The sequence below is a fragment of the Methylobacterium sp. Leaf399 genome (assembly GCF_001424525.1).
GTDB lineage: Bacteria > Pseudomonadota > Alphaproteobacteria > Rhizobiales > Beijerinckiaceae > Methylobacterium.
In genome coordinates, this window is sequence record NZ_LMQK01000032.1 from 35,179 (window position 1) to 59,773 (window position 24,595).

General features: G+C 66.9%; 22 protein-coding genes and 1 tRNA gene. 13 read left to right on the top strand and 10 right to left on the bottom strand.

All coding sequences use genetic code 11. From position 1 onward, the window contains the following. The first annotated feature begins 126 nt into the window (after positions 1 to 126). From ASG40_RS16495 to ASG40_RS16520, 6 genes are all read left to right on the top strand, one after another. Positions 127 to 2,169, top strand: coding sequence for a tape measure protein (locus ASG40_RS16495; protein ID WP_156387773.1), 2,043 nt, complete (start codon positions 127 to 129; stop codon positions 2,167 to 2,169). 10 nt (positions 2,170 to 2,179) lie between these two features. Next, entirely contained in the window at positions 2,180 to 2,737 is a 558-nt protein-coding gene (locus ASG40_RS16500; protein ID WP_156387774.1) for a hypothetical protein, read from the top strand. Between the two features lie 17 nt (positions 2,738 to 2,754). Beyond that, a complete protein-coding gene (locus tag ASG40_RS16505; RefSeq protein WP_244480645.1) occupies positions 2,755 to 3,120 on the top strand; it encodes a DUF6950 family protein in 366 nt (121 codons plus the stop codon). Next, entirely contained in the window at positions 3,113 to 5,209 is a 2,097-nt protein-coding gene (locus ASG40_RS16510) for a hypothetical protein (protein ID WP_156387775.1), read from the top strand. Before ASG40_RS16505 ends, ASG40_RS16510 begins: the two co-directional genes overlap by 8 nt. A gap of 140 nt (positions 5,210 to 5,349) precedes the next feature. Then, positions 5,350 to 5,904: a hypothetical protein gene (locus ASG40_RS16515; RefSeq protein ID WP_156387776.1), complete on the top strand. Its 555-nt coding sequence runs from the start codon at positions 5,350 to 5,352 to the stop codon at positions 5,902 to 5,904. A gap of 89 nt (positions 5,905 to 5,993) precedes the next feature. After that, positions 5,994 to 10,448 (top strand): hypothetical protein, encoded by a 4,455-nt coding sequence (locus tag ASG40_RS16520; protein ID WP_055888220.1) that lies wholly within the window; start codon positions 5,994 to 5,996, stop codon positions 10,446 to 10,448. Positions 10,449 to 10,454: 6 nt separating this feature from the next. Here ASG40_RS16520 and ASG40_RS16525 read toward each other — a convergent pair whose 3' ends face one another. Next, complete coding sequence (locus ASG40_RS16525; protein WP_156387777.1) at positions 10,455 to 11,606, bottom strand: hypothetical protein; 1,152 nt, start codon at positions 11,604 to 11,606, stop codon at positions 10,455 to 10,457. 314 nt (positions 11,607 to 11,920) lie between these two features. Between ASG40_RS16525 and ASG40_RS16530 the strand changes: the two genes are divergently transcribed. The 5 genes from ASG40_RS16530 to ASG40_RS16550 all read left to right on the top strand — a co-directional run bounded on the left by ASG40_RS16530 (position 11,921) and on the right by ASG40_RS16550 (position 15,550). After that, positions 11,921 to 12,796: a WcbI family polysaccharide biosynthesis putative acetyltransferase gene (locus ASG40_RS16530; protein ID WP_156387778.1), complete on the top strand. Its 876-nt coding sequence runs from the start codon at positions 11,921 to 11,923 to the stop codon at positions 12,794 to 12,796. Positions 12,797 to 13,074: 278 nt separating this feature from the next. Next, entirely contained in the window at positions 13,075 to 13,959 is an 885-nt protein-coding gene (locus ASG40_RS16535; protein ID WP_210168796.1) for a hypothetical protein, read from the top strand. Between the two features lie 39 nt (positions 13,960 to 13,998). Continuing rightward, a complete protein-coding gene (locus ASG40_RS21335; protein ID WP_156387779.1) occupies positions 13,999 to 14,700 on the top strand; it encodes a hypothetical protein in 702 nt (233 codons plus the stop codon). Between the two features lie 50 nt (positions 14,701 to 14,750). Further along, positions 14,751 to 15,098, top strand: a complete 348-nt coding sequence (locus tag ASG40_RS16545; protein ID WP_156387780.1) for a hypothetical protein — start codon at positions 14,751 to 14,753, stop codon at positions 15,096 to 15,098. Next, on the top strand, positions 15,095 to 15,550 hold the full coding sequence (locus tag ASG40_RS16550) for a hypothetical protein (protein WP_055888230.1): 456 nt from the start codon (positions 15,095 to 15,097) through the stop codon (positions 15,548 to 15,550). Before ASG40_RS16545 ends, ASG40_RS16550 begins: the two co-directional genes overlap by 4 nt. 196 nt (positions 15,551 to 15,746) lie before the next feature. On the opposite strand, the gene ASG40_RS16555 is transcribed toward ASG40_RS16550, so the two are convergent. The 9 genes from ASG40_RS16555 to htpG form a co-directional block, all read right to left on the bottom strand. Then, a complete protein-coding gene (locus tag ASG40_RS16555) occupies positions 15,747 to 15,998 on the bottom strand; it encodes a hypothetical protein (RefSeq protein ID WP_156387781.1) in 252 nt (83 codons plus the stop codon). A gap of 83 nt (positions 15,999 to 16,081) precedes the next feature. Then, positions 16,082 to 16,372: a hypothetical protein gene (locus ASG40_RS21340; protein WP_156387782.1), complete on the bottom strand. Its 291-nt coding sequence runs from the start codon at positions 16,370 to 16,372 to the stop codon at positions 16,082 to 16,084. Further along, positions 16,372 to 16,542 (bottom strand): hypothetical protein, encoded by a 171-nt coding sequence (locus tag ASG40_RS21345; protein WP_156387783.1) that lies wholly within the window; start codon positions 16,540 to 16,542, stop codon positions 16,372 to 16,374. The genes ASG40_RS21340 and ASG40_RS21345 overlap by 1 nt, the downstream gene beginning before the upstream one ends. 171 nt (positions 16,543 to 16,713) lie before the next feature. Then, positions 16,714 to 17,148, bottom strand: coding sequence for a hypothetical protein (locus tag ASG40_RS16560; RefSeq protein WP_055888234.1), 435 nt, complete (start codon positions 17,146 to 17,148; stop codon positions 16,714 to 16,716). After that, on the bottom strand, positions 17,145 to 17,723 hold the full coding sequence (locus tag ASG40_RS16565) for a hypothetical protein (protein ID WP_055888236.1): 579 nt from the start codon (positions 17,721 to 17,723) through the stop codon (positions 17,145 to 17,147). Before ASG40_RS16565 ends, ASG40_RS16560 begins: the two co-directional genes overlap by 4 nt. 258 nt (positions 17,724 to 17,981) lie before the next feature. Next, complete coding sequence (locus ASG40_RS16575; RefSeq protein WP_244480646.1) at positions 17,982 to 18,689, bottom strand: hypothetical protein; 708 nt, start codon at positions 18,687 to 18,689, stop codon at positions 17,982 to 17,984. Positions 18,690 to 18,714: 25 nt separating this feature from the next. Beyond that, positions 18,715 to 18,804 (bottom strand) — tRNA-Ser (locus ASG40_RS16580). A gap of 100 nt (positions 18,805 to 18,904) precedes the next feature. Continuing rightward, positions 18,905 to 19,960, bottom strand: a complete 1,056-nt coding sequence (locus tag ASG40_RS16585) for a glycosyltransferase (RefSeq protein ID WP_055888240.1) — start codon at positions 19,958 to 19,960, stop codon at positions 18,905 to 18,907. A 61-nt stretch (positions 19,961 to 20,021) separates the two neighbouring features. Next, positions 20,022 to 21,851, bottom strand: a complete 1,830-nt coding sequence (gene htpG, locus ASG40_RS16590) for a molecular chaperone HtpG (protein WP_055888242.1) — start codon at positions 21,849 to 21,851, stop codon at positions 20,022 to 20,024. On the opposite strand from htpG, the gene ASG40_RS16595 reads away from it, so the two are divergent. Then, a complete protein-coding gene (locus ASG40_RS16595; protein WP_338011783.1) occupies positions 21,783 to 22,814 on the top strand; it encodes an ABC transporter permease in 1,032 nt (343 codons plus the stop codon). The genes htpG and ASG40_RS16595 overlap by 69 nt on opposite strands. 177 nt (positions 22,815 to 22,991) lie before the next feature. Then, on the top strand, positions 22,992 to 24,494 hold the full coding sequence (locus tag ASG40_RS16600; RefSeq protein ID WP_055888245.1) for a phosphomannomutase/phosphoglucomutase: 1,503 nt from the start codon (positions 22,992 to 22,994) through the stop codon (positions 24,492 to 24,494). The last annotated feature ends 101 nt before the right edge of the window (positions 24,495 to 24,595 follow it).

Genomic DNA, 24,595 nt, shown 5'->3' on the forward strand with positions numbered 1-24,595 from the left:
GAAGCGACCACGGCGCCCGGCTCGTTCGGGTAGGCCAGCCTCACAAGTTGCCAGACGACGACGCCCATCAGGGCCAGCATCGTCAACGCGAACAATCTCCGCATACACCCTCCGCGAGGCCGCCCCTTGGCAACTGACCTTGAGCGCCTTGTCGTCTCCCTTGAGGCGAACATCAAGAAATTCGAGCGCGAGATGGCCCGTTCGCGCACCGTGGCCGATACGGCCATGCGCGATGTCGAACAGTCGGTTTCCCGCGGCACGGCTCGGATTGAGAGCGCGATGTCCCGCGTCGGCGGCAGCATCCGAGCGGGACTGGCGGGCGCGCTCGCAGGCGTGTCGATCGGCAAGCTCACCGAACTGTCGGACAGCTTCACCAAGATCCAGAACCAGTTGAAGGTCGGCGGCCTGGAGGGCGCAAAGCTCGCCAGCACCTATCAGAGCCTCTTCGACATCGCTCAGAAGCAGGGCGCCCCCCTCGAAGCCTTGGCCACGCTCTATGGCCGCGTATCCGGTTCGCAGAAGGAGCTGAACGCCAGCAGCGCCGAGCTTCTGAGCTTCACCAACGCGACGGCCTTGGCTCTGAAGGTCAACGGCACGTCGGCGCAGGAGTCGTCCGGCGCGCTCCTCCAGCTTGCACAGGCCCTCGGCGGCGGCAAGATCCAGGCGGAAGAGTTCAACTCGCTGATCGACGGCGCCCGTCCGCTCCTCCAGGCGGCGGCGGCAGGCATCAAGGAAGCCGGCGGTTCGGTCGCTACGCTCACGACCCTCGTCAAGGATGGGAAGGTCTCTTCGGAGGCATTCTTCCGCGGCGTTCTCGCCGGGCAGGGAACCCTTGAGAAGCTGTCGGCCACCACGAAGGAGACATCCGAACAGGGCCTCACCCGACTGCGCAACGCGCTGACCGACCTCGTCGGGAAGTTCGTCGAGAGCACAGGCGCCTCGGACAACGCCGCGCAGGCGTTCACGAACCTCGCCTCTGGCATCCAAGGCATCGCCGCACAGGTGCCCGCCGCAGTCGAGGCGCTGAGCAAGCTGGCCTCGTCGTTCGCCGCGACGGCGCAAGCGTATGCGACGACCTTCGGAAGCCTGCCTGCTTTCGCCGATCTCGCCAAGCGGTTCGCGGACCCGAAGGAGGTCAAGCGGGTCGAAGACCTGATGAACTCGACGGCCAACCGCGGCGTCGGGAAGGGTCGCGAGGCCGTGAGCGGCGGCGCCATCGAGGGCATCGACAAGCTGCGCGCGGCCATGAAGGCCAATCAGCCTGCGCCGAAGGCGACCAAGCCCACCGGCGACAGCATTTTCGATCAGGTCGCTGCGATCGACGCGAAGGCGCTGACGCCGAAGACCATTTCCCTCAAGGATTTCAAAGTCCCCGGCGAGAAGGACAAGAAGGCCGGCGGCGGGGGCGGCGGCAAGAGCAGCGCAGAGAAGGTCAGCGACTATCAGCGCGAGGTCGAGGCGATCGGCAAGCGTACCCGCGCCTTCGATAGCGAGCGCGAGGCCATCGGCAAATCCGCGTTCGAGGTCGCCAAAGCTGAGGGCTCGTTCAAGCTCTTGGAAGCGGCCAAGAAAGCCAACGTCCCCGTCACGGACGAACTGCGCACCAAGATCGACGGGCTTTCGGTCGCCTACGCGAATGCCAAGGTCGCGCTCGACACGGCCGAAGAGAAACAGCGTTCGTTCGAGAGCGCATCACGGCAGGCCGGTGCCGTGCTTTCCGATGGGTTCAAGGATGCCATCCTTGAGGGCGAGAAGCTGACGGTGGTCATGGACCGCCTCATCAAATCGCTGGCCTCGAAGGGTATCGACAGCGTCTTCGACAGCCTTTTTTCGAAGACGGGCGCCGGAACCGGGCTGCTTGGCTCGCTCTTCGGCGGCGGGGGGCTCAATCCGACAGGCCGCGCCGCAGGCGGTCCGGTGAAGGTCGGGTCGGCCTACACGGTCGGCGAGAGCGGCCGAGAGACGTTCGTTCCGACCCAGCCCGGCCGCATCGTGCCGGCTCGCCGGATGGGCGGCGGCGCTTCCATCGTGATCGGCCCGACGTCCATCGACGCTCGGTACGCGCAGCCCGGCATGGAGGCCAAATTGGCGAACATGCTGGCCGCCCGCGACGCCGAGAACCGCCGCACCATCGGCCAGCAGTTTGCAGACTGGAAAGAGAACCATTGACATGCCCCGGATGCCGGAAAGCATCGCCGCCTTGCAGCGGGGCAATGTCGTGCGGGCCATGCGGCTCGTGCGACTGGACTTCGCGAGTGAAACGATCCGCGTGCATCAAGCTGCCGGCCCGCTTCGCACCGCGGATGGCAGCGTCTGGTCCGGCCTCGGCGAGCTTGGCCAAATCTCGGACATCGACCGCGCGGTGGTTCCGAGCAACGGCGGCCCGACCCTGACCCTATCGGGTGTCGACCCCGGCCTGATCGCCAAGACGCTGTCGGCCTCCAGCGAGGTCAAAGGCCGCCCGGTGCGGATCTTCGACCAGCACTACGACGATGAGATGCAGTTGCTCGACGCGCCGTTTGCGATTTTCGCCGGGCTGATGGACCGCATGTCCATTCAGGATCAGGGCGACGCCGCGACGATCACAGTGACGACGGTGACGCTTCTGCACAACCGCCGTCGCTCGCCGTTCGGCTATCTCAATGCCGCCTCACAGCGCCGGCTCTACCCTGGGGATGGGGGCGCCGACCAGATTTCCCGGCTCGTGCAGGCGAACGAAAAATGGCCCGGCTACTAGCCCACCTGCGCGAGGGTATGGCCACGCCGTTCGACCGAGCCGCCGGGGCCGACTGCGCGATGTGGGTCGCTGACTGGGTCAAGGCCGAAACCGGCACCGATCCGGCCGCGGCTCTGCGTGGCACCTACGCCAGCGCGTTCGGGGCCGCCCGTCAGATCGCGCGGTTCGGCGGCTACGAGATCATGTGGCGGGTCTGCATGGCGGTCGCTGGCTTCAACACCACCCGCGACCCGCAGAACGGCGACGTCGGTGTGGTGATCGACGCTGCCGGCAACACCGTTTCCGCGATCCGCTTCGACGGGCAATGGGCGGCCAAATCCGAGGGCGGCGTCGTGATTGAGGATTTTCGCATGCTCGTCGCCTGGAGCCTTTCGCGTGGTTGAGGCGGTTGGCCTTGCGATCCTGAGTGCGGTCGGAACCTCGGCAGCGGTCGCAACGACGGTCGGCATCGCTGGCGTGTCCCTGGCAACGATCGTCGGGACGACTGCCCTCGTGGGCGGCTCGCTTCTGCTGTCCGCGCTCACTACGCCCGACACCAAGGCCAAAGTCGCGTCGCAGCAGTTCTCGTCGCGCCAGCCCTTGCCGCCTCGTCGCAAAGCCTATGGGACGGTCATGCTGGCCGGGCCGAAGGTCGAGTACCGTTCGTCGGGCGGGCGCTTCTACAATGCCATCTATCACTGCGAGGGACCAATCGCGTCTTTCGAGGGCTACTGGCTGGAGGATGTCCGCACAGCCCTCGTGCCGGGTAGCCTCGGCGGCCCGTCAGGCATCTTCCCCTACCTGAGCGCGGTGGTCCTTGAAGGCCACCTCGGCGCGCCCAGCCAAGCGGCATCGACCCTCTTGCAGGAGTTGGGCTACTGGACCGCGGACGATCGCTTGTCCGGCGCTGCCTACAGCGTGATGCGCGCCACCGCCCCGGCAGAAAAGCAATTCACCAAGGTCTTCCCCTCGGGGACGTGGCCCGAGCATCGCGTGCTGATCCGCGCATCGCGGGTGCGCAACGTCAACGACGTCGCCCAGACCCAAGACCCGGCCACCTGGGGCTGGTCCGATCTCGCGTCACTCTGCATCCGCGACCACCTCACGGACCCCAAGTGGGGGATGAAGGTGCCGGCCGATCTCATCGACGACGCCTCGTTCTCGGCCGCTGCCATTCTGGATTTCCAGACGATCACCAAGGCGTCGGGCGCCCTGAGGCCGCGCTACTACATCGGCGGGGCCTTCGACCTCACCGACGAGCCGGCCGACGCCCTGCAAGGGATGCTCGACGCCCGCGATGGGCGCCTGTTCCTCACGCCCGAGGGTAAGGTCGGCATCAGTGGCGGCGTCTACGTGGCGCCAGAGGTCACGCTGACCGATCCGCAGATCCTGTCGCTGACGATCGAGGTCGGATCGCGCAAGCGCGCCACGTTCAACCGCCTCAAGGTCAGCTTCGTGTCGCCGGCCCACGACTACCAGGTGGTGGAGGGCGACCCGTGGGAGGATCTGGACGCACAGGAGGAGGCCGGCGAGATCCTAGAGGCCGACTTCGCTCGCCCGTGGGTGCAGGATCACAACCAGCTTCGCCGCCTCGCCAAGATCCACACGGCCAAGAGCAACCCCGACTATCGCATCACCGGAATGGTCACGGATCGGTCAGGGCTTCCGGCGCTGTTCGAGGACACCATTCGCCTCGTGCTAACCCGGTACGGCATCGACGCCATCTTCACGGTGGAACGCGCGGTGGCATCCGGGGACGGCTCGACCTGCACCTACGACCTGACCTCGCTCGACCCAGCCTGCTACAATTTCGATGCGGCGACTGAGGAGGGGATTGAGCCGGCGCTACCAAACACCGACGCCCTGGCCACCGCGCCTGCGCCGCCCGTTGATCTCGCGGCCGAGATCGAGCGGCGCACCGTGAGCGGTGAGACCAACGCCACGTTCCTGGTCTTGACCTCCGACGAGCCGTCGCGTGCCGACCTCGCGTTAATCGGGCGCTACCGCGCTGTCGGCGCCACCGACTGGGTCGACATGGTGTCGGACGGTGAAAGCCGGGGGCGTGTCGTCTCCTCGGTCCTGACGGACGGGCAGGCATACGAGGCGCAGGGCGCAATCGCGAGCTACGGCCGGGCCGCACAGAGCGCGTGGACTGCCACCGATCCGGCGACGATCACGGCCATTGCGGACACGACCTCGACGGGCGCTCCGACGGCTTTCGTGGTCAACGGCGGCGCGGGGCAAGCCTCCTACGCCTTCACGGCCCCGAACGCCGCTAACTTCGGGTCGGCCAAAATTTTCCGCGGCACCACCACGACTTTCGCCGACGCGACCGCAATCCGCACCGTGAATGGTTCGGCGTCGCAATCCTTCGACGGCACGGACAGCGGCAGGCCGCCCGGCACCTATCGCTACTGGGTCCGCGCCTACAATCGCAGCGGCTTCGGCGATGCCACGAGCACAGCCGGCCCGATCACGGTGACGGTAACCTGATGGCTGATCGCGCATGGCCGCCGGCCCTTCGGTTCTCGGAAGTGTTGCTCGAACCCCGCGGTTCATCTCGATCCGGCGGGCAATCCCTGACTGGCCAGGAACAGGTCGTCGTCTCCCCGGCCTCGCGGTGGGTTGGGACCATGACGGTGCCCATAGCCGATCGCCGCTATGGCCCGCAGGACCGGCAAGACGCTGTCCTGGCGTGGCGCTGGATGAAGGCGGGCGGCAGGGCCGCCGTGATCCTCGTTCCGGCCTGCGACGGGCGCGGCCCATCCAACCGCGCCGGCTTGGTGGCGCCCGGCAATGGCATCCCTCATTCGGACGGCACTCTGCACTCAGATGGGACCGGCTACGCCCAGAGCTACAGCGGCGCCACTCTGACCGATGCCGTCCCAATGAACGCCACGCAGATCCGCATCAGCCTCGCGGTCGGTCTGCGGCTCTTGCCGGGGATGCGCTTTTCCATGTCTGGCGGCCGACTCCACGAGATCGCCGATCTCGTCGCATGGGACGGCGCGGGCATTTGGACGGTGCGGATCGGCCCCTGGACCGCGGCGGCATGGCCCGCCGGCACCGCCCTGGAGTTTGAAAAGCCCGTCTGCCGGATGCGCCTCGCCTCCGATGAAAGCGGCGCCTTGAGCCTGTCGCTCAACCGCTTCGCCACCCCGACGATCGAGTTCGTCGAAGCTTTCTAACCCTCTGCCATTCCGCACCCTGTTTTCGACCCGGCCAACCGCCGGTCGCTGGTGCGCGCCTGTCCCCCTGACATCGCGAGACCCACCCCATGGCTGCACCGCCGTTTCTGCCTGAGACCGTGTGGGCGGATTTCGTCGATCCGCTCAACGTGCTGTCCGGCGCCAAGAAGCCGGACAAGGCGCAGATCCGTGCGCTTCAGCGGTTCATCCTCGACGCGATCGCCAATCTCGAAGCACTCGCTGGAACAGGCGAAGGATCGGAGTCGCTTGCGGAGTTGCAGGCCGCCGCGGCAGCACTCCGGTCAGGTTTCGGCGAAATCTACTCGTCGATTGTCCCCGTCCCCCAACTTAACCCGGCGGTCGGCGCTTTTCCGTCCACGATCGCCGACGGGCGCACGATGGGCGCCTTCATCCCGCAGGGCAGCACGGGTGCCGGTGCGCTCGTCGAGTATCGTATCGGCATTGACACCTCGCGCGTGGTGAGCCTCGGCGGGCGCATCCTGCGTATGCTGTTGGTGTTCAACGTCAACGCCAGCTTCGCCCGCGATCTTCAGGTGGGCGTTAATACGGTCACTCCGTCAACCGTCCGCAGCGTGCAGCTTCTCAGCTATACGGAGACCCGCACGGCCCCGACGCAGATCCTCGTCGATCTGACGTTCCAGGCGACCGGCGACGAGATCGCGCTCTCGCCCTTCGCCATCAACCAGACCGCCGCCGCTCAGCCTCAGGCGGATTTCTTCACGCTCGCCGCAATCACCGCCCGCATCCAGACGGGTGTGGCCGGCGCCTACACCACGGCCGGCGACGAAAACGCCCTTCTAGGGTTCGACCGGACCCGTCGCACGTCGGTCTCCGAGGCGTTGCAACAGCTTGATTGGCGGTTCGATTACGCCAAGACCTACCAGATCCGGCGGGATGGCACGGGCGACTTCCTGAGCCCCGCCCAAGCCAGCATCAACATCGCCGCGTTCGGGCAGTCCTCCGCGGTGCGCCGCTACCTGCTCAAGGTCGCCGCCGGCACCTATCCCGACGTGGAGTGGACGCTCCCCGATCACGTCGACATCCTCGGCGCAGGCGTCGGCAAGGCGATCATTTACGCCAACCAGCCCGACGACACGGGGCTGCCTCTGGTCACCCTGAACTCGGCGTTCCGCATGAACCGGACGTCGCGGCTGCGCGGGCTCTCGGTGTGGGTGCGGAACGGCCGGTATGCCTGCCATCCCGACCTGTCCGGCACCAACCCCGACATCGTCTATCGCGTCGAGGACTGCGAATTCCTCCACCTCGGCAACGATGGCGCGCGTGCCTATCAGACCTCCATCGGCGGCAACCCGGCCGACGTCTGGTCGGCAGAGCACGCCTGGGGCATGGGTACTGCCTCGGGCCAGCTTTGGACCTTCGAGCGCAGCCTCTTCCGCTCCAAGAACGAGATCGGCTTCTATGCGCACAACAACGCGAATTTCGCCCGCGCCTCGAAGCTGATCCTGCGCGACTGCCGCTTGGCCACACAGGTCCAGCGCACCCCGTCCGCGCTCGGCGCGTCTCTCTGGCTCGACAGCCTGGGTTCGCGCGTCGACGACGTGTGCGAACTTGACGGCTGCGAACTCTCTGGCCCGATCGTCATCGGCGCGCAGCCCTGGTCGACGGTGGCGCTGGAAGACCAGGTCGCGGATCGCGCCGAGTGGAAAATCTCGGGCTCGGGCAACACGCCCGTCCCATTCGTCGTCATCGACGATGGCGCGCGCGCGCTGCGCATCACCAGCGCCAGCACGGCCAGCAACAGCGCCGTGACCGTCACCGGCACGGCTGTTTCCGCGATCCTCGGGACCGTCGTCGTCGACCGCGGCGGCGGTGGCCTTCAGGGCGCCGTCTACGGCACCTGGGACGTCGGCGAGCACCTGGTTGGCCCCGCGCTCGACCAGAACATCACCTCGCTCGGCTACCGGCTCGGCGACTGCCGCACCACCAGCAAGGCGCTGACCGTCACAGCCAACGGCGTCACGGCGACGGTGACGTTCAACCAGGATCACCGCGCGCAGAGCAACGCGACCATCCTGGCGCAGATCAACGGCGTCCTCGGCGCGAACGCCTCCGCATCACTGATGTGGGTCACCGAGCGCTACCGCCCGCGCTTCAGGGACCAGGAGGCGCAACTCCTCAACACCGGCGCGACCACCATTCGCCGCAAGCGCGCTGTGGCCACTGGCACCACCGATCGTAGCTGCCGCGTGATGACGGATGCGGACCCGGCGTCGTTCTTCGCCGGGGTCGCCTACGAGGACATCCGGCCGGGCGAGTGGGGGCGGGTTAAGACGCGCGGCCAGATCAACGTCGCAATGGATCTCGACCGCTCGGACAGTGCGGTTTTCGTCAAGGGCGACAGCTTCGGCGTCCTCGGCTCCGATGGGCGGTTCGTGCGCAATCCCACCGTCGCCCTTATGGCAGCGACCAATGCTGTTGATGCGGGCTGGGATGGCAACGCAGCCCCAAGTGTCGTCAACCTCGACGCCAACCTCGACCAGCTTGGGCTCGGCAACGCGGCGACCAAGAACGTCGGCGTGGCCGGCGGCGTGGCCTCGTTTGACGACTTGGCGGGCAAGGTCACCGCGGCCGGCGGCGACGCTTCGCTTACTACCGCCAAGCCCTTCCCCACAGCCACACCCGCCACCATCGCCAACTTCCTAGGGCGCTTTCCTTCTGTGCGCGACTGGGGGGCGGTCGGCGACGGCGTTGCTGACGACACCGCAGCCATCAACGCGGCGATCCAGGCATGCGCCAACAACGGCGCCAACGGCCTGCGCCTGATGGCCAGCCACAAGGTCACCAGCACGATCCTCGTCAACGTCCCGAACATGACTCTCTACGGGCTGGGCGCAAACCTGTCGCAGGACGCGGGCGCGTTTGGCGCCTTGACCGGCACGCTCGTCACCTGGGCTGGCGCGGCAGGCGGCACCGTGTTCCGCTTCACGTCGCCCGAGGGCGCCAACGCCCAGAAGATGACCGGCGGCGGAATGCGCAACGTCCACATCCTGGGCGGCGGGACGCAGCTTGAGGTGCTGTCGCGAAACTACGGGATCTACGAGTACCTGTACTTCCACAACCCGACGATCACCGGCCTCTACGTCGGCGTCGTGGCGCAGCTTGCCGTTGCCCGCGATCCGCAGCGCAACGTCTTCTCGATGTGCCAGCACCGCGCGCTCACCACGACCGGCGCGGCCATGATCATCGACGGCGACAGCGTCGCCAACACGTCGTTCAATCGCTTCGTGGACTGGTCGAGCGTGTTCCAGAACGGCGACGCCTACATCATCAAGAACTCAGACAACAATCACTTCCTGTGCATCCAGGCCAACAAAGCGAGCCCGGCCGGCACCGGCAGGGACATGGTTCTGCACGGCAGCAATGAAGGGGCCGAGCGGACCGCGCGCGGCAACATCTTCACGGTCCTCTCTGCCGACGACGTCGTGAACCCCGGCACGGAGACCTACACCTACCCGGCGCGCGGCAACTCGATCCTGTTCGACGCGGGCAACGGCACGAAAGACCCGATCGTCGGCGATAATGTCGACATCACCTGGGAGTTCATCAACGGTAAGATGGCTCGCAAGTACGTCGACCGGCTTGCGGCAACTGGCGGGTCGGCGGTCGCCATCGCCTACGCCAAGGCCCTGCACCAGGCCGGCGACCTCAATCCCTTCCTGCTTGTCTGTGATGCAAGCGGGCGTGGCGGCCTCGTCGCGCGGTATGACGTGGCGTCCAAGTGGGTTTTCCGCGCTCTCGCTACGGGCCAGATCGAATGGGCGCCGGTAGAAACCCCGGTCGATGGCGTGCCGCTGATGCGCCTGCCTGGCCTTGAGGTCGGGGAGAGCGGCCCGCGCATTCTTCGGAGCACCGCGAGACCGACCGTTGCCGCTCCCAACGGCAGCCTGTGTCTCAGCGACGTCGGCCCATTCTCCCGCGTTGACGGTACGTGGCGCCGGACCAGCCCGTCGCGGCACCCTGGCTACGTCTCGGGTAAGTTCTACCCGCCGCGCGATGTCGTCTTCGCGCCGACCCCACTCGCGGCAGCGGCAGACATCGTCTACGTCTTCCCCGTCGTCATCGACACGCTCGTAACGGTGTCGGCGCTCGCCGCCCGCATCGTGACGGCGGTTGCCGGTACGTCCATGCACGCTGGCATCTACGCCAACAGCGCAGGTCGACCGTCCACCGTTCTCGGCCGTACAGCCACCCCGATTGCTGGGGATGTCGCCACGACGGCGACGGCAGCCCTGACCGCCAACACGGTCTTGGAGCCGGGGGTCTACTGGTTCGCTTCCCTGCCCAACGGGGCGATCCAGCCGCGCACCCTGTCGACCCTGACCAGCCACAACATGGCTGCGATGATCGGCTCGGGCACCGGGGCCAACGTCATCAATGGCACCGTGGCCGCCCTGTCGAGCGCGCAGACCTATGCCGGCGGGCTCCCCAACGATCTGACAGGCCGCGTGTGGTCGGACGTGCTGACGGCGGTGGCGCCGGTCCTCGCGTTCAGCGTGCCGTAGCCCGTCTCACACGGTGATCGGCGCCTTGTAGGCGCACAGCCAAGTGTCGACGGTCTCGCTGGGGAAGTAGAGTGAGGGTGGGCCGACGCGCTTGACGTTGCCCCAGGCTCCCGCGTGGGTTCCGGGCGGAACGTCGGGCCGGCCGTAGAAGGCGTAGGAGACCTCGACCGGCGTGCCGGCGGCGGGCATCGTGACGGGCACGACCCGGACGAGATTGGCAGAGACGGTCACGCTGGCGATCGGCAGGGACGCACCTCCGACCCTGAGCGCGAAGCCCTTGTCGGCGGCGGCCTCGATCGCCGCGGTGTCGACGGCGAGGTCGCCGAAGCCCGGCGGCCGGGTCACCGCCAGGGTGAAGCCGCCCTTCTCGGCGGCGACGGCGGTGATCCGGGCGCAATCCCATTTCTGCCCGAGGTCCAGCACCTTGTGCTTGACCAGCCCTTCGAGCTCACCAATCCGCACCGTGCCGGCCGCGTTGTGGTGGATCTCGTCACCAAAGGCATAGGGGTAGCGTGGACCGATCAGATGGACCCGCGACGCATTGGCGACGGCGAACCGGACCTGATCGAGATACGAGTTCTGCGCTTGGCCCTGCTTGGTGCTGGCCGCCGTTTGGTCGACGAAAAAGTGCAGCGGGTCGCCGCCGGGGCCGTTGAGGGCGAGCGCGTCGTAGGCCGCCACCATCTCGGTGAGGCTCTGATAGTAGTTCTCACGGCTGGCGTCTGTCGCCCCGCCGTGGGTCCAGCCAACGGCCCGGAACCAGGCGGTCTTGCCGTACTTCTTGGCCATCTCCCGGGCCGCGGCATGCATGATCAGGCCCTGCGCCCAAGGCTCGGTGCCCGGCCGTAGCTGCGCCCAGGTGAAGCCCGGGTAGGCGTGGCAATACTCTAGGATTGCGCGCTGCTTGCCCTTGTCGCGCCGTCTGAGGCTGGCAAGCGCCTCTGCCGCGACGTAGCCGATGTTGGCGCCCCTCGACAGGGTAAGGCCGGCGAGATCGACGATGGCCGAGGTCTCGAAGGCTTTGCCGATGGTCGAGATCGGCCCTTGCTTGCGCGCCAGGGTCACGGCGTCGCGCGGATCTCCGGCGTCCCGCAGCCCAGGGACGGTGTTGATCGGCAGCGTCATCGTGCGCCAGGACTGGCCATTGCTGATAGTCACGTCCACTCGCGGATCGGGGGCGAGGACGACGGGCGACGCGGGCCGTAGGGCTTGTTGGGTCTCGGCGAGCGCGGCAGACCACGAGACGACCGGCGCGAGGCCGAGAAGACGGAGGAGAGATCGACGGTCCATGTTGGCCCCGACTGCCGTGGTTTGCCTGATCGGCACCGCTCAGATACCCCTTGCGGCCGAAAGTCCATCTAAGTTGGAGGCATGCCGGCGGCTGACGCGGAGCCTTGCCGACCGGAGCGCACATGACGACAGGGTCACCTACACTCGCAGCCCCTGCCGTGATCGGCGCGGACAAGTTCCGAGTGGCCATCGTCGCGAACTGCCATGCCGTGCCGATCGGTGCCGCGCTGCGCTGCGCCCCCGCGGTCCAGGTCAAGGGTGTGGCCGACATCAACGTGGCCACTTCAGCTGCCGCCGTGATGGCGGCCATAACGAAGGCGCCGGAAGACTACGACGCCATCATCTCCTACAGGTTCGGCCCGAACTATCCTCTGTTTGAGACCGCGAAATTGCGTGGTGAGCTTGGAGACAAGCTGCACCTGACGACCAACGTCTACTTCGGCGGCTTGCACCCGGACCTCTGCTACGCGGGGAGCTTTGCCGGCCGTATGCCCGGTGCGCTCGGCGACTATCACAGTCGCATCGCCATGATCGGCTTCACCAACAGCCTGCCGGCAGCTGAGTGCGTGAGCCTCTTCAACGGCCGAACCTACGAGGCGCTGGGGTATCTCGACGCCTACGCCGAGGCCGAGCGAGAGCTTCGGCGCCGCGACGAGGACAATCAGATCAAGTTCGCGGACCGCTACATCGAGCTTGTCCGTCACCGGCTTTGCCTGCTCACGGCCAACCACCCGACCGGCGTCGTGTTCGGTGAGTATGCAGAGGCCATCGCGGCGTACTTCAACCTGCGGCACTACCGGCTACCGGTCGAGATGGTGGGCAATCCTTTGGCCAACAGCGCGTGCTGGCCAATCTACCCGGAAATCCGCGAGGCGCTGCGGCTCCCTTACGAGACGCCGATGGTGTTCGTGCCGCCGATCGGTAAGGGACTCGGGCCGATGACGTTGCCCGAGTTCGTGGATCGGTCATATGCGATCTATGCCAGGATCGGCCTCGCGGAACTGGAAAAGTCGACCCATTTCCAGGCTGCCCGGAAGCTGCTCGCCAAGCTGACCTGACGCCCGCAAGGCTCCCCATTTAGTTCGTCCCACGACGACGGGTCCGCATCGCGGGCCTACTTGCCTATGCCCGCCTACCACTCGCGCGCCATCCGGCCCGAGCTTCGGAACGAGAAAAGGCGGCCCCTGACAGAGCCGCCCATCCCCGCAGAGGCTACGGCCACCGAAGCGTGTCAGCGCCTCGGGCCGCACATGCGCCGAGAAAACTTCTACGCCTTCCCACGCCTGCTCGCCACCCGGCCCGAGCCACGACCACCACCGACATCGGAGACGACCCTATGGCTGCTGCCCTTGACCGGGCCGCGTTCTTCGCGGCTGTGCGCTTGGACCCGTTCCCTGCTCGCCTGACGGCAAGCCAAGTGACGGGGATGGAAGCCATCCTCGACGCCTGCCCGCCCGACACGCCGCTGGATCACCTCGCATACTGCCTCGGCACCGCTCCTGTGGAGACGGCTTGGTCGATGCTCCCGATCAAGGAGATGGGCGGGCCGCTCTACTACACCCGGATGTACGACATCACGGGCGAGCGCCCGGCCAAGGCCCGCGAGTTGGGCAACCTCTCGCCGGGCGATGGCGCCAAGTTCTGCGGGCGCGGCTACGTCCAGCTAACGGGCCGGTCTAACTATCGCCGGGCCACCAGCCGCTTGCGCGATCTCGGCTTGATCGACCGCAGCCAGGACTTGGAGGCGACGCCGGATCTCGCGATGCACCCCGACATCGCGGCGGCCATCCTCTTCGTCGGCACGCGCGAGGGCTGGTTCACGGGCCGCAAGCTCGCCGACTATTTCGGGCCGGGCAAGGCCGACTGGACCGGTGCCCGCCGCATCATCAACGGCCAGGACCGCGCGGGAGAGATCGGCGGCCATGCCAGGGCGTTCCGCAATGGGCTCGTGGCCGCCGGCTACAGGCCCGGCGGGGTCTCTGTCGCCGTCCCCACGCCCCCTGTCACCGTGACGCCGCTGCCCTCGCCGCCGCCCGTTCTGATCCCGCCGGCTCCCATGCCGACTATTTCGTCGTCGGTCCCGGCGACGCCTCTGCCGGCGCCGCCGGACATCCCGGCCCCGCGACCGCCCGCGCCTGTCCTGCCACCGCCCGCCGTCGTCTCTGCTCCATCCTGGGGCTCGCGGCTGGCCTCGTGGCTGTCGCGGCCCTGGTTCGGCTGAGCCAACCCTCAGATCCTCCCCCACATCGTGAGACCCACCATGATCCGCATCGTTCTCGCGGCGCTGGCACTTGTCTGTGTCCTCGCCTCTCCCGCTCTGGCCGGCGCGACAATTTCCCATGAACCAGGAGGTGGTGCGCACGCCCTCGCGGTGGGGCTGGCCTTTCTCGGCGCTATAGCCATGGGCACCACACTGGCGGTGCTGGGCATTGTTCGGCAGGCACGGCGCGGACGTCTGGCCGTTCTCGCGCTCGCCGCCCTCTTGCTACTGCCTGCCGCAGCCATGGCGCAAACGATAGCGGCCTCGCCCACCACCGTCGAACTCACCGCCGCGCCCTGGCTCGCCCTTGTGCGCGAGATCATGCTCACCGCCATTATCCCGGCCGTGGGCGCCTACCTCATCGCAGCCCTGCGCAAGACCTACCCGTGGGCCGCCCTGTTCCTGACGCAGCGCCGCGTGGAGCAGATGGCCAACGCCGTCACTGAGTACGCCATCAACGCGGTGCCCGGCGCGGTGAAGGACGGTAAGCTGTCCATCAACGTCGGCTCCGAGGTCATCGCCAAGGCGATCCAGTACGCGGTCGATGCAGCCCCGGCCAAGGCCATTGAGGCGGCCGGCGGCGAGTCGGGTTTGGCCAAGATCGTGTTCCGCAAGCTCAACCTCGAAGACGCTGCGACCGAGGCGAACACCCTGGCCCCGGTGATCCAGAAGCTGCCTCACGCTCCGATGACCGATCGCTGATCCGGTGGTCGAACGCCGCCTCTGCCCGTCCGCTCGTGTTGTGAGTAGCCATGGATGACAACCGATCGGCCATTGCGCAGGAGGCGAGGGAGGCTGCCTTCCAAGCCCATTTGAAAATGTTCGAGGCCAAGTATGCGGCGGCGCTCGACGTGCTTCAGAAGCCCGCCCCGAAGACCTACGCCGACCTGCCCGAGCACACCCGGAAGTGGCTCGAAGGCAAGAGCGACAAGGAGCTAAAGAACCTCGACGCGACGATTGAGTTCGTCGTGTCGAGCCGCACCGCCGGCAAGGTGCTCGCCTGGGTCGGCGGCGTGGCGGTGATGCTGATCGGCTACGCGGTCACGACCGCGAAGTTCGGGTGGGATGCCTTCTCCTTTTTCAGGAATATGCCGCGATGATCTGGCGCTGCATCGCCTACCTGAGCCTCGCGCTCATCAGTGGCGCTATCCTGACTGTGGCAACGCTCACGAGCTACTACCTCGCGGACCGGCGCTCACCCATCCGGGTCGATAGCGTCGAGGTGCTGACACCCACGGTGGAGATCGGCGGGCGCCTGCAAATCCGCACGGTCCTGACCTACATGCGGTCCTGCAAGATCCACTCGGATCGGCAGATGTTCGACTCGGCCAATCACCGCAAGCTGGTCGAAGACGTGGACTTCGAGACGGCGCCGGCCCCTCTCGGCGAGCCGCAGACGATCATCCAGACCTTTGAGGTGCCGGCCTACTTCGTGCCGGGCAAGGCGATCTTTCAGACGTTCCCCTGGTACGCCTGCAACGCCGTGCACCGCTACATTTGGCCCATCGAGCCGGGAGGGTTGACCGTGGAGTTTGAGATTGCCGAACGCTGACCCTCACCCACTATTCCCGTTCTACCAGAGCCCGACTCGCCATCACGGCGGGCCGGGCTTCTTTGCATTTTCCGCACAGAACTCCGTCAACGCCCGCGCGATCGCCTGGGCAATCCGCACGGCCTCATCGCGTGAGACGCGCTTGGTCTCGGAGCGGCGGCCGGGTTCGTCCTCGTGGTAAACGGTCGTTTTCCAGTCAGTCCGCTGTCCGATCCATGATCGTCTGCACGTCGTCCGGTGTGGCGCAGTAGAAAATGCCGTCCCCGCTTTCGCCGTCGATGTTTGACGACAGAACTTCGTAGGGCTCATCGTTGGGGCCGCTAGGATCGCTTGGGGTGAACACGACACTGACCGTTTCTCCGTTAGGGAAGACGGCGCGAGCGTGCGTCTTGCCGGGGTGGCGGGCGGCCCGGCGATGCGGCTTAAATTCTAAGTCGGAAAACTTCATGCCCTCTCCGGTCGGCCGGATGCGTAGGGGTGGGGTGATCGACATGGGGGCTCAGGGCTCGGCGAGGGCGTCGGCGATCATCGTCATGCTTCTGTTGCGGGCTCAAAATTGGCGCAGAAGAATTCCGGCTTTGTATAGACCAAAGCCTTGTAGTCAGAGCCGTCCTGAACAAACGCCATGGTGTTTTTGTACTCGTCTAAGAGCACCCTGCCATAACTACAGGGGTCTTCATCGTCGGCCCTTTTGTACTCGGTGGCATCCCATAGCATCGGGACCGCGTTGCATTCTCTAAGCATGAAGCCAAGCTCGACGTGCGTCACTTCATTTCCCCAATGCCGACAAGCGTCGCACCGCATCGTTTTGGTCTCGCCCATCACACCCTCTCCTCCGGTAGCATCGCGTATTCCCGGCCGCCGCGGTAGGCGGGGCGCTCGGTCTTGCCGATCCGGGAGATGATCCGGCGGGTCTGCCGGTCGACCTCCCGGTTCCAGGTGCCGGGCTCGGCGTGGTCCTGGGGGTCTTGCTTGGGGTTCTGCTTGGTCATCACCGTCTTTCCTATTTCCTTAGTTGAGTTATACGGATGATGACTTGGGGCGTCAATAGTATTCGTTGTTATTCGCAAGCCCCCCCTCCGTCTCAAAGGACGGGGAGAGCTAGGGGAGGGGTTACCTCTGCGATGACGCGGTAGGCGGTGTCAGACCAAGTCCCCATCGCCTCAAGCCCCTCCCTGGCAGAGAGAGGAAGGGGGAGCGACCGGCTCAAACCGACCATCGTCCATCTCGGATACCGGCCGCACCCACGTCATGCCGTTGTCGCCTCGATAGACGACGACGTGGGCATAGTCGGCCAGCGGCGCGCTTGTCTGGATCTGCGCATCGCGAGCGAGTACCGTGTATTGCCCGCCACTTTTGACATGCCGCAGGCGCGACATATCCCGCAGCGGGTCGTCACCCGTCAGAGCAGCGAAGGCGGCCAGCACCCTGGAAACGACCTCGTCGCAGAGGTCATCAACCGGGTCTTGAGCGTCGCACATCCGCCCGTCCTCTTCGATGGCGCGGCCGAACAGGCGGCGGATTTCGGCGCTAAGGGCCAAGGCCACCGGCTTCACGACGGCATCCCGATCAAGCGCGGCTGCATCACTCCTGGTCATGGGTCTGTCCTTTCGGGGGAGGGGGAGGGATCAACAAGCGCGCGCAATTGAGCCGCAATGCCTCGGCAGGCCGTTCCTCGGCCTTCGGTGTACGCCTTCAGTCGCTTATCGCTCGTCGTGCCGCCGTTGTGGTCTTGATCGCGGGCGTCGCTTTCACAGACCGCTAGGACGTCGGCTATACCGGCGCGCAGCCGGTCGACCTCGGTGAAGCAACTGTCTTGGACCTGCTCGACCGAACGGTTCGCCCACGCGACCATACGGTCGTCATCCTCGGTCTTGAGGAATATGATCTGATCGACCAGCCAGCCGACGCCGGAACGATCATCAAACTTGCCCCACCTGTTCGCCGCTGCCTCGGCAATGGCGTGGGCTTTCTCACGTCGCGGGCCGGAAAGCGTTGGGGCGCGCGGGGCAAGCCGTTTTCGAAGCTCCGTCAACGCCTCCTGAAACACCTCGTGCGGCGATTGCGGGCGGGCATGATCTCCCATCCCAAGCATGGCTAGAAGCTCGCTCAGATCGGCTTGCAGGGTATCGGCGTCGCCGTCCGGCGTGCGGTAGTTCTCAAGCTCGCCCATCAGCACGCCTCCGAGCGGGGGAGGGCGGGGAGGGGAGCGGATAGCAGCCGTTGGGCGACATGCCATTCCCTCGGCAGATCATTCGCCCGTAGTTCTCGCCCGACCTGGGACTCGACCTCGTCGGCCAAAGCGTCCGCAAGGGCGCGCACCGCCTCGCGCCAGGGGGCTACCAAAGCCTCCATCTCGGCAGACGTCAGGCACCGGCCCGCGGTCGTCCCGTAGCCTTCCGGCGTGCGGTAGTCCTCAAGCTCGCCCATCTCAGTTCCCTCCCGAGATGCTGGGGGAGGGGAGGGACCGGGCGATCCCGATCAGCACGTCGCGGAAGGCGGGCGGGGTGGCCTCGCGTATCCGGGTCTTGTCCTTGCCGCCGATCATCGCGGCCATGCCGATCCGGCGGGCCTTGGCGTAGCCATGACGCTCAAGGGCGATCGGGTGCAGGCGCTGCGGGCCGGCGCCCCAGATCAGGTCGGGGAGGTCGACGCCGACCGCATAGAGCCACGTCGGCTTGCGCGAGAAGTGCCCGTAGTGCCCCTGCTCGACGTGACAGGTCCAGCCACCCTCAAAGTCGGCAGCGATCCATCTGCCGATCCGCTGCGGGCGGTTGAGGCCGTAGGCTGCCCAGGCGTGGCTGTCGGCCGGATGCTCAAGGACACCGCCCCACCGACGCACCGCAGTAAGAGATGCGGCAAAGCAGCCCTCGTCGTCGCCTAGCAGGTACTGATGCGGCTTGCGCGTGCTGCCATGCCAGAAGCGGCCCCATCGCTGACAGGGCGGGTGCGCGACCACCGGATGCGGCCCGGCGTAGGTCCGAGCATCGCGCGCCTGGTCCCACACCTCGACGCCGGGGAGGTCGGCATAGCAGCCGTCCGGCTGGACGTAGAGGGCGGCGATTGTGGGCGCGGCGGTCGGCGCCGATATCTGACGGCTGGTGGGGTAGATGGTGGGGTTGGGCTGCGAAAGCGCCAAATTCCCCTTAGATTTCAGTGATAACTGGCGGAGAGGGGGGGATTCGAACCCCCGATGCCCTTGCAGGCATGCCGCATTTCGAGTGCGGTGCGATCGACCACTCCGCCACCTCTCCGCGAGGTGTCTCTCTGAGACCGGCGGTGCCTAGCACGAAGGGTCTTTGCCTCACAAGTCGCAAAAAGACGGGTCGCGCGTGACGCCGGCCCGGAGAGCCGTCACGACCGGGCCCGAGGGGCGATCGTGCGGTAGAGGGCGAGGAGGTCCGTCGCGAAGGTGTGGGGGGAATAGAGGTCCCGGACGCGCTGAGCGAGCCCGGCGGGCGGTGCCGCCGAAGCCGCATCCAGAAGCGCCGAGGCCATCGCCTCGGCATCCTCCCGGCAGAGGCCGCGGGGGTCTCCGCCGGTTTCCGCAATCATGACGCGGTGGGCCGGGATGTCGGACGCCACGACCGGGAGTCCGCGGGCGAGGGCTTCGGCCAGCGCCAGGGGCTGGATCTCGGACCGGGAAGGGAACAGGGCGAGCCCGACACCCTCGAAGGCGCGGGCGGGCGCGCGGGGGCCGGCGAAGTCCACAGCGGCAGTCAATCCGAGCGCATGGATCGTCGCCCGGAGGCGCGCCGCATAGGCGGCATCGAGTTCCGGCCCGATCAGGGTCAGACGGGCGCCCCCGCCCGCCGGGTCCCGCCTCAGGGCCGCCAGAGCGTGGATCGCGAGATCCTGCCCCTTCTGCGGGTAGATCGCTCCGACCACGGCCATGGAGGACAAGGGATCGTGCGCCGCCTCCGGTATCGCGTCGGGGAGCGTGAGGGGGTTGCGGATCAGGCTCGCCGGCAGTCCCGTCGGCGCGGAGATGTGGGAGGAGATGGTGATGCAGGCGTCTGCGAGACGCCCCCGAAGGGCCGCCAGCCTCCCGCGCGAGGGGTCGAGGTGGAGATGCCAGAGGATCCGGGGGCGCGGGCGCACCAGCCGGGCGGCGAGGCCGTAGACGTAGAGGGAGGGTTCGTCGTGGACGTGAACGAGGTCCGGCCGGAGACGCCGCAGGGCCACGGCCTCGCGCAGGACGAGACGGCCGAGCCGCGGCAGCACGGCGAGCTTGCGCCACAGGCCGACGAGGGGCCGGCTCGGGAACAGGGCAGGGGCCGGATCGTCCGCTTCGGCGAGGGGCGCCCGGACCACCACCCGATGCTCGGCGCGCAACGCCGCCGCGCTCGCCAGCAACACCCGGGTCGATCCGCCCCGGGTGTCGTAGACGGTCGGCACCAGCACCTTCATCGGCCAGCCACCGACGCCCGTCGGCGGCCGGGCCGAACCGCGAGGCGCCGCGCCCGGCAGTTCACCGGTCGGCGGCGAGGGCAGCCGCGACCCGTCGGGCGAAGGCCACCGGATCGCGCGGGGTGTCGCCGTCCTGAATCCGGGCGAGGTCGAGGAGCGTGCCGGCGGCCTCTCCCACCTCGCCGCCGCCCGCGATCCGTTCGGCGAGCGTCCGGATGAGGGGGTGGCGCGGGTTGATCTCGAGCACCGGCAGCCCGCCGGCACCGCGACCGGCCCGGCGCAGCAACCGCTGCATCTGCAGGTCCGGCCCCGTCCCCGACGCCGAAAGCACGACCGCGCTTTCGACGAGCCGGTCCGTGGCGCGCACGTCCGACACATCAGCGCCCAGGCTTTGCTTGAGGGCCGCCACCAGTCCCTCGACCGAACCGACGCTCTCCTGCGCCTCTGCACCGGCAAAGGCCGCGAGGTCGATCGTCCCCTTCGTGACGGATTGCAGCGGCTTGTCCGCGAAGCGACCGAGGGATTCCGGCCAGAACGCATCGACGTGGTCCGACAGCAGCAGCACCTCGACCCCGCGGGCGCGAAACCCCTCGAGCTGAGGCGAGTTCGCCAGGGCATCGGCGTCGTCGGCGACCAGATAGTAGATCGCCTCCTGCCCGTCCTTCATGCGTGCGACGTAGTCGGTCAGGGAGGTCCAACCCTCCATCGCCGAGGAGCGAAACCGCAGCAGCGGCGCGATCTCGTCCCGGCGTTCCTGGTCCTCGTAGATGCCCTCCTTGAGGACCGGGCCGAAGTTCTCCCAGAAGCCGGCATAGCCCTCGGCATCCTTGGACCGGCTCGTCAGCTCGGACAGGACCTTGCCGGTGACGGCCCGGCGGATCTTGGCGAGCACCGGGGTCGCCTGAAGCATCTCGCGGGAAACGTTGAGGGGCAGGTCCTCCGTGTCGACGACACCCTGCACGAAGCGCAGCCAGCTCGGGAGCAGTTCGGCTTCGTCGGTGATGAACATCCGGCGCACATGCAGGCGCACCTTGCTGGCGCGCTCGCCCTCCACCGCCTGGAACGGCTTCATGCCGGGTACGAAGAGCAGGGCGGCGAACTCCATCGCGCCTTCGGCCCGCCAGTGCAGCGTCGCCCAAGGCGCATCGAAGTTGAAGCCGACGTGCCGATAGAACTCGGCGTACTGCTCTTCGCTGACCTCCGATTTCGGTTTGCGCCACAGGGCCGTGCCCTGGTTGGCCGCCTCCTCCTTGCCCTCGCTGACGATGGCGATCGGCACGGTGATGTGGTCGGCCCATTTGCGCACGACGTGGTCGAGCCGGTAGCTTTCGAGGTATTCGTCGGCATCGGCCTTGAGATGCAGCACGATGTCGGTGCCCGGCTCGGAGCGGGTGGAGGCCTCGAGGGTGAAGCTGCCCTGGCCCTCGGACGCCCAGGTCCAGGCCTCGTCGGCGCCCACGCGCCGGGAGGTCACGCTCACCCGATCGGCGACCATGAACGCCGAGTAGAAGCCGACGCCGAACTGGCCGATCAGGCTGGGCTTGTCCTCGGCCGGGGCCTGCGCCAGGGACTGGCTGAAGGCGCGGGTTCCCGAGCGGGCGATGGTGCCGAGATTCTGCGTCAGATCCAGCTTCGACATGCCGAGACCCGCGTCCGAGATCGTCAGGGTCCGCCCGTCCTTGTCGGGGACGATCCTGATCTTGGCATCGGCCGGAAGCGCGGACGCCGAATCGGTCAGGGCCTCGAAGCGGCGGCGATCCATGGCATCGGCGGCATTGGCCACCAGTTCGCGCAGGAAGATCTCGCGATCGGAATACAGGGCGTGGACGACGAGATCCAACAACCGCCCGACTTCGGCACCGAATTCGTGCCGCTCCACGCTCTCATTCAAAATTCGGTCTCCTCACCACCCTCAGGGTCGGGCGCGATATGCCAACGTGGCCGGGCGAATTCAATGCCGCAGCGCCTGGACCGGGGTCGCCCGCCGGGCGGGCATCACATTTCGGTCGCCTTCGTGAGCCACCGCAACGGGTACGAGCCGCCCCCCGGACAAAAAGGCCCCATGGTTCCCGACAGCACGATCGGCGGCGCCCGGCGCAGCAACCGCGAGGTCTACCTCCACGTCATGCGCGCCCTGATGCTGCGCGACATGCGCACCCGGTTCGGCGGCTCGCATTTCGGCTATTTCATCGTGGTGCTGTGGCCGGTGGTCCACATCTTCATGCTGGTGGCGATCTATACGTTCCGTCACATGCCCTCGCCGATGAGCCTCCCGGTCACGATGTTCATCGCGTCCGGTGCGGTACCCTGCCTGATGTTCCAGTACATCTCGCGCGAGGTCATGAAGTCGGTCATGATGAACAAGCCGTTGACCTATTATCCCCAGGTCAAGCTGATCGACGTCCTGTTCGCCCGTATCGTCGTTGAGATCGTGACGGGATTCCTGGGACTTCTCATTGTTTTCGCGATCCTGATCGCGCTCGGATACGATCCACGGCCGGCCGATCCGTTCGTCGCCGTCCAGGCCTACACCATGGCGATCATGCTCGGCATCGGCATCGGTACGATCAACGTCGGCATTGTGTCGTTCTTCCCCGCCTGGGCGATGGGCTACGTCCTGTTCAGCATCATCATGTACGCGACCAGCGGAGTCTTCTTCCTCCCCAGCCTTTTGCCGGAAAAAATATACGCCATCATGAAATACAATCCACTCGTACAGATCATCGAGTGGATGCGATTGGCGTATGAGCCGAACATCGGCTTCAGCGTGGATTACACGTATATGGTTCTTTGGGTGTGCGTGTCGCTGACGCTCGGCCTCATGCTCGAGCGATTCGTGGTTCGCAAGAGATAGGTGGTTCGACGCGGCCGGCCGATCCCCCCGCGGGTCGCGAGGCACGGCCCCGGACGGCACCGGGGCGCCCCGGCGCTACCGCGGGCTCCGACCGTCCTTTCCCTCACGGTACGGTTCCTGTAGGGCCCGGTCCGTGAGTGGCGATCGACGACAGAGACGAGCCAGAGGGCCATTGCGATGTTTCCCAAACCGTCCGCTGCGCTGACGCCCAACACCTTCGCCTTCGAGCAGTTGCCCCTGGTGAAGCCGACCGGCTTTCGCGAGTACGACGCGCGGTGGCTGTTCCCCGAAGAGATCAACCTGATGGGGGTCCAGGCCCTCGGTCTCGGGATCGGGACGCTGGTCCACGAGATGGGCGTGCGGCCCGACATCGTCACCGGCCACGATTTCCGGGCCTATTCCTCCTCGATCAAGCTCGCCCTCATCGCCGGCATGCAGGCTGCCGGTCTGCGCGTGAAGGACATCGGCCTCGCCCTGTCGCCGATGGCGTACTTCGGGCAGTTCGCCCTCGATTGCCCCTGTGTCGCGATGGTGACAGCTTCGCACAACGACAACGGCTGGACCGGCGTGAAGATGGGCGCCAACCGCCCGATGACCTTCGGCCCGGAGGAGATGGGGCGCCTGAAGGAGATCGTGCTGGGCGGCACCTATCGGTACCGCGACGGGGGCGCCTACGAGTTCGTGGAGGGTTTCGCGCGCAGCTATCTCGCCGACCTCCAGGCGCGCGCCAAGCCGATCTCGCGCAAGCTCAAGGTAGTGGCGGCCTGCGGCAACGGCACGGCGGGGGCCTTCGCTCCGAAACTGCTGGAGGCCTTGGGCGTCGAGGTGATCCCCCTCGACGTCGAGCCCGACTATACCTTCCCGCGCTACAACCCGAACCCGGAAGACATGGAGATGCTCCATGCCATCGCCGCCAAGGTGAAGGAGACCGGTGCCGACGTCGGCCTCGGCTTCGACGGGGACGGCGATCGCTGCGGCGTGGTCGACGACGAGGGCGAGGAGATCTTCGCCGACAAGATCGGGGTGATGCTGGCGCGCGACCTCGGCAAGCTCCACCCCGGCGCCACCTTCGTGGTCGACGTGAAATCGACCGGCCTCTACCTCACCGACCCCGAGCTCCAGGCGCTGGCCGTCAAGACGGATTACTGGAAGACCGGCCATTCCTACATCAAGCGCCGGGTCAACGAACTCGGTGCCCTGGCGGGGTTCGAGAAATCCGGCCACTTCTTCTTCAACGAGCCGATCGGGCGGGGCTACGACGACGGTCTCCTCACCGCCATCGCGGTGATCGAGATGCTCGACCGCAATCCCGACCGCTCGATGGCCGACCTCTACCGGGCGCTGCCCAAGACCTGGGGGTCGCCGACGATGTCGCCCCATTGCGACGACGAGGCCAAGTACGGCGTCGTCGAGCGCGTCACCGAGCGTTTCCGCGCGATGAAGGACGCTGGCGAGCCGATCGCCGGCTCGCGGATCACCGAGCTCGTCACCGTCAACGGGGTGCGCATCACCACCGAGGACGGAACCTGGGGCCTGGTGCGGGCCTCCTCCAACAAGCCGGAACTGGTGGTGGTGATCGAGAGCCCCGCCTCGAAGGAGCGCCTGCACGCCATGTTCCAGGCGGTGGACGCGGTGCTGCGCGAGAACCCGCAGGTGGGCGCCTACAACCAGACGATCTGAGCAGCTCAGAAGATTCGCGTTGGCAGGCCAACGCTTCACCCTGCCGAGGTCTTTGGTCTGTCGCTGGTTTTCGACGCAAAACCGGTGACCACTCTTGCGAA

Bases quoted from the DNA above. Each gene is read 5' to 3' on its own strand.
- ASG40_RS16500 (WP_156387774.1), top strand. From the start codon at position 2,180: ATGCCGGAAAGCATCGCCGCCTTGCAGCGGGGCAATGTCGTGCGGGCC.
- ASG40_RS16505 (WP_244480645.1), top strand. From the start codon at position 2,755: ATGGCCACGCCGTTCGACCGAGCCGCCGGGGCCGACTGCGCGATGTGG.
- ASG40_RS16515 (WP_156387776.1), top strand. From the start codon at position 5,350: ATGACGGTGCCCATAGCCGATCGCCGCTATGGCCCGCAGGACCGGCAA.
- ASG40_RS16520 (WP_055888220.1), top strand. From the start codon at position 5,994: ATGGCTGCACCGCCGTTTCTGCCTGAGACCGTGTGGGCGGATTTCGTC.
- ASG40_RS16535 (WP_210168796.1), top strand. From the start codon at position 13,075: ATGGCTGCTGCCCTTGACCGGGCCGCGTTCTTCGCGGCTGTGCGCTTG.
- ASG40_RS21335 (WP_156387779.1), top strand. From the start codon at position 13,999: ATGATCCGCATCGTTCTCGCGGCGCTGGCACTTGTCTGTGTCCTCGCC.
- ASG40_RS16545 (WP_156387780.1), top strand. From the start codon at position 14,751: ATGGATGACAACCGATCGGCCATTGCGCAGGAGGCGAGGGAGGCTGCC.
- ASG40_RS16550 (WP_055888230.1), top strand. From the start codon at position 15,095: ATGATCTGGCGCTGCATCGCCTACCTGAGCCTCGCGCTCATCAGTGGC.
- ASG40_RS16555 (WP_156387781.1), bottom strand. From the start codon at position 15,998: ATGAAGTTTTCCGACTTAGAATTTAAGCCGCATCGCCGGGCCGCCCGC.
- ASG40_RS21340 (WP_156387782.1), bottom strand. From the start codon at position 16,372: ATGGGCGAGACCAAAACGATGCGGTGCGACGCTTGTCGGCATTGGGGA.
- ASG40_RS21345 (WP_156387783.1), bottom strand. From the start codon at position 16,542: ATGACCAAGCAGAACCCCAAGCAAGACCCCCAGGACCACGCCGAGCCC.
- ASG40_RS16560 (WP_055888234.1), bottom strand. From the start codon at position 17,148: ATGACCAGGAGTGATGCAGCCGCGCTTGATCGGGATGCCGTCGTGAAG.
- ASG40_RS16565 (WP_055888236.1), bottom strand. From the start codon at position 17,723: ATGGGCGAGCTTGAGAACTACCGCACGCCGGACGGCGACGCCGATACC.
- ASG40_RS16585 (WP_055888240.1), bottom strand. From the start codon at position 19,960: ATGAAGGTGCTGGTGCCGACCGTCTACGACACCCGGGGCGGATCGACC.
- ASG40_RS16600 (WP_055888245.1), top strand. From the start codon at position 22,992: ATGTTTCCCAAACCGTCCGCTGCGCTGACGCCCAACACCTTCGCCTTC.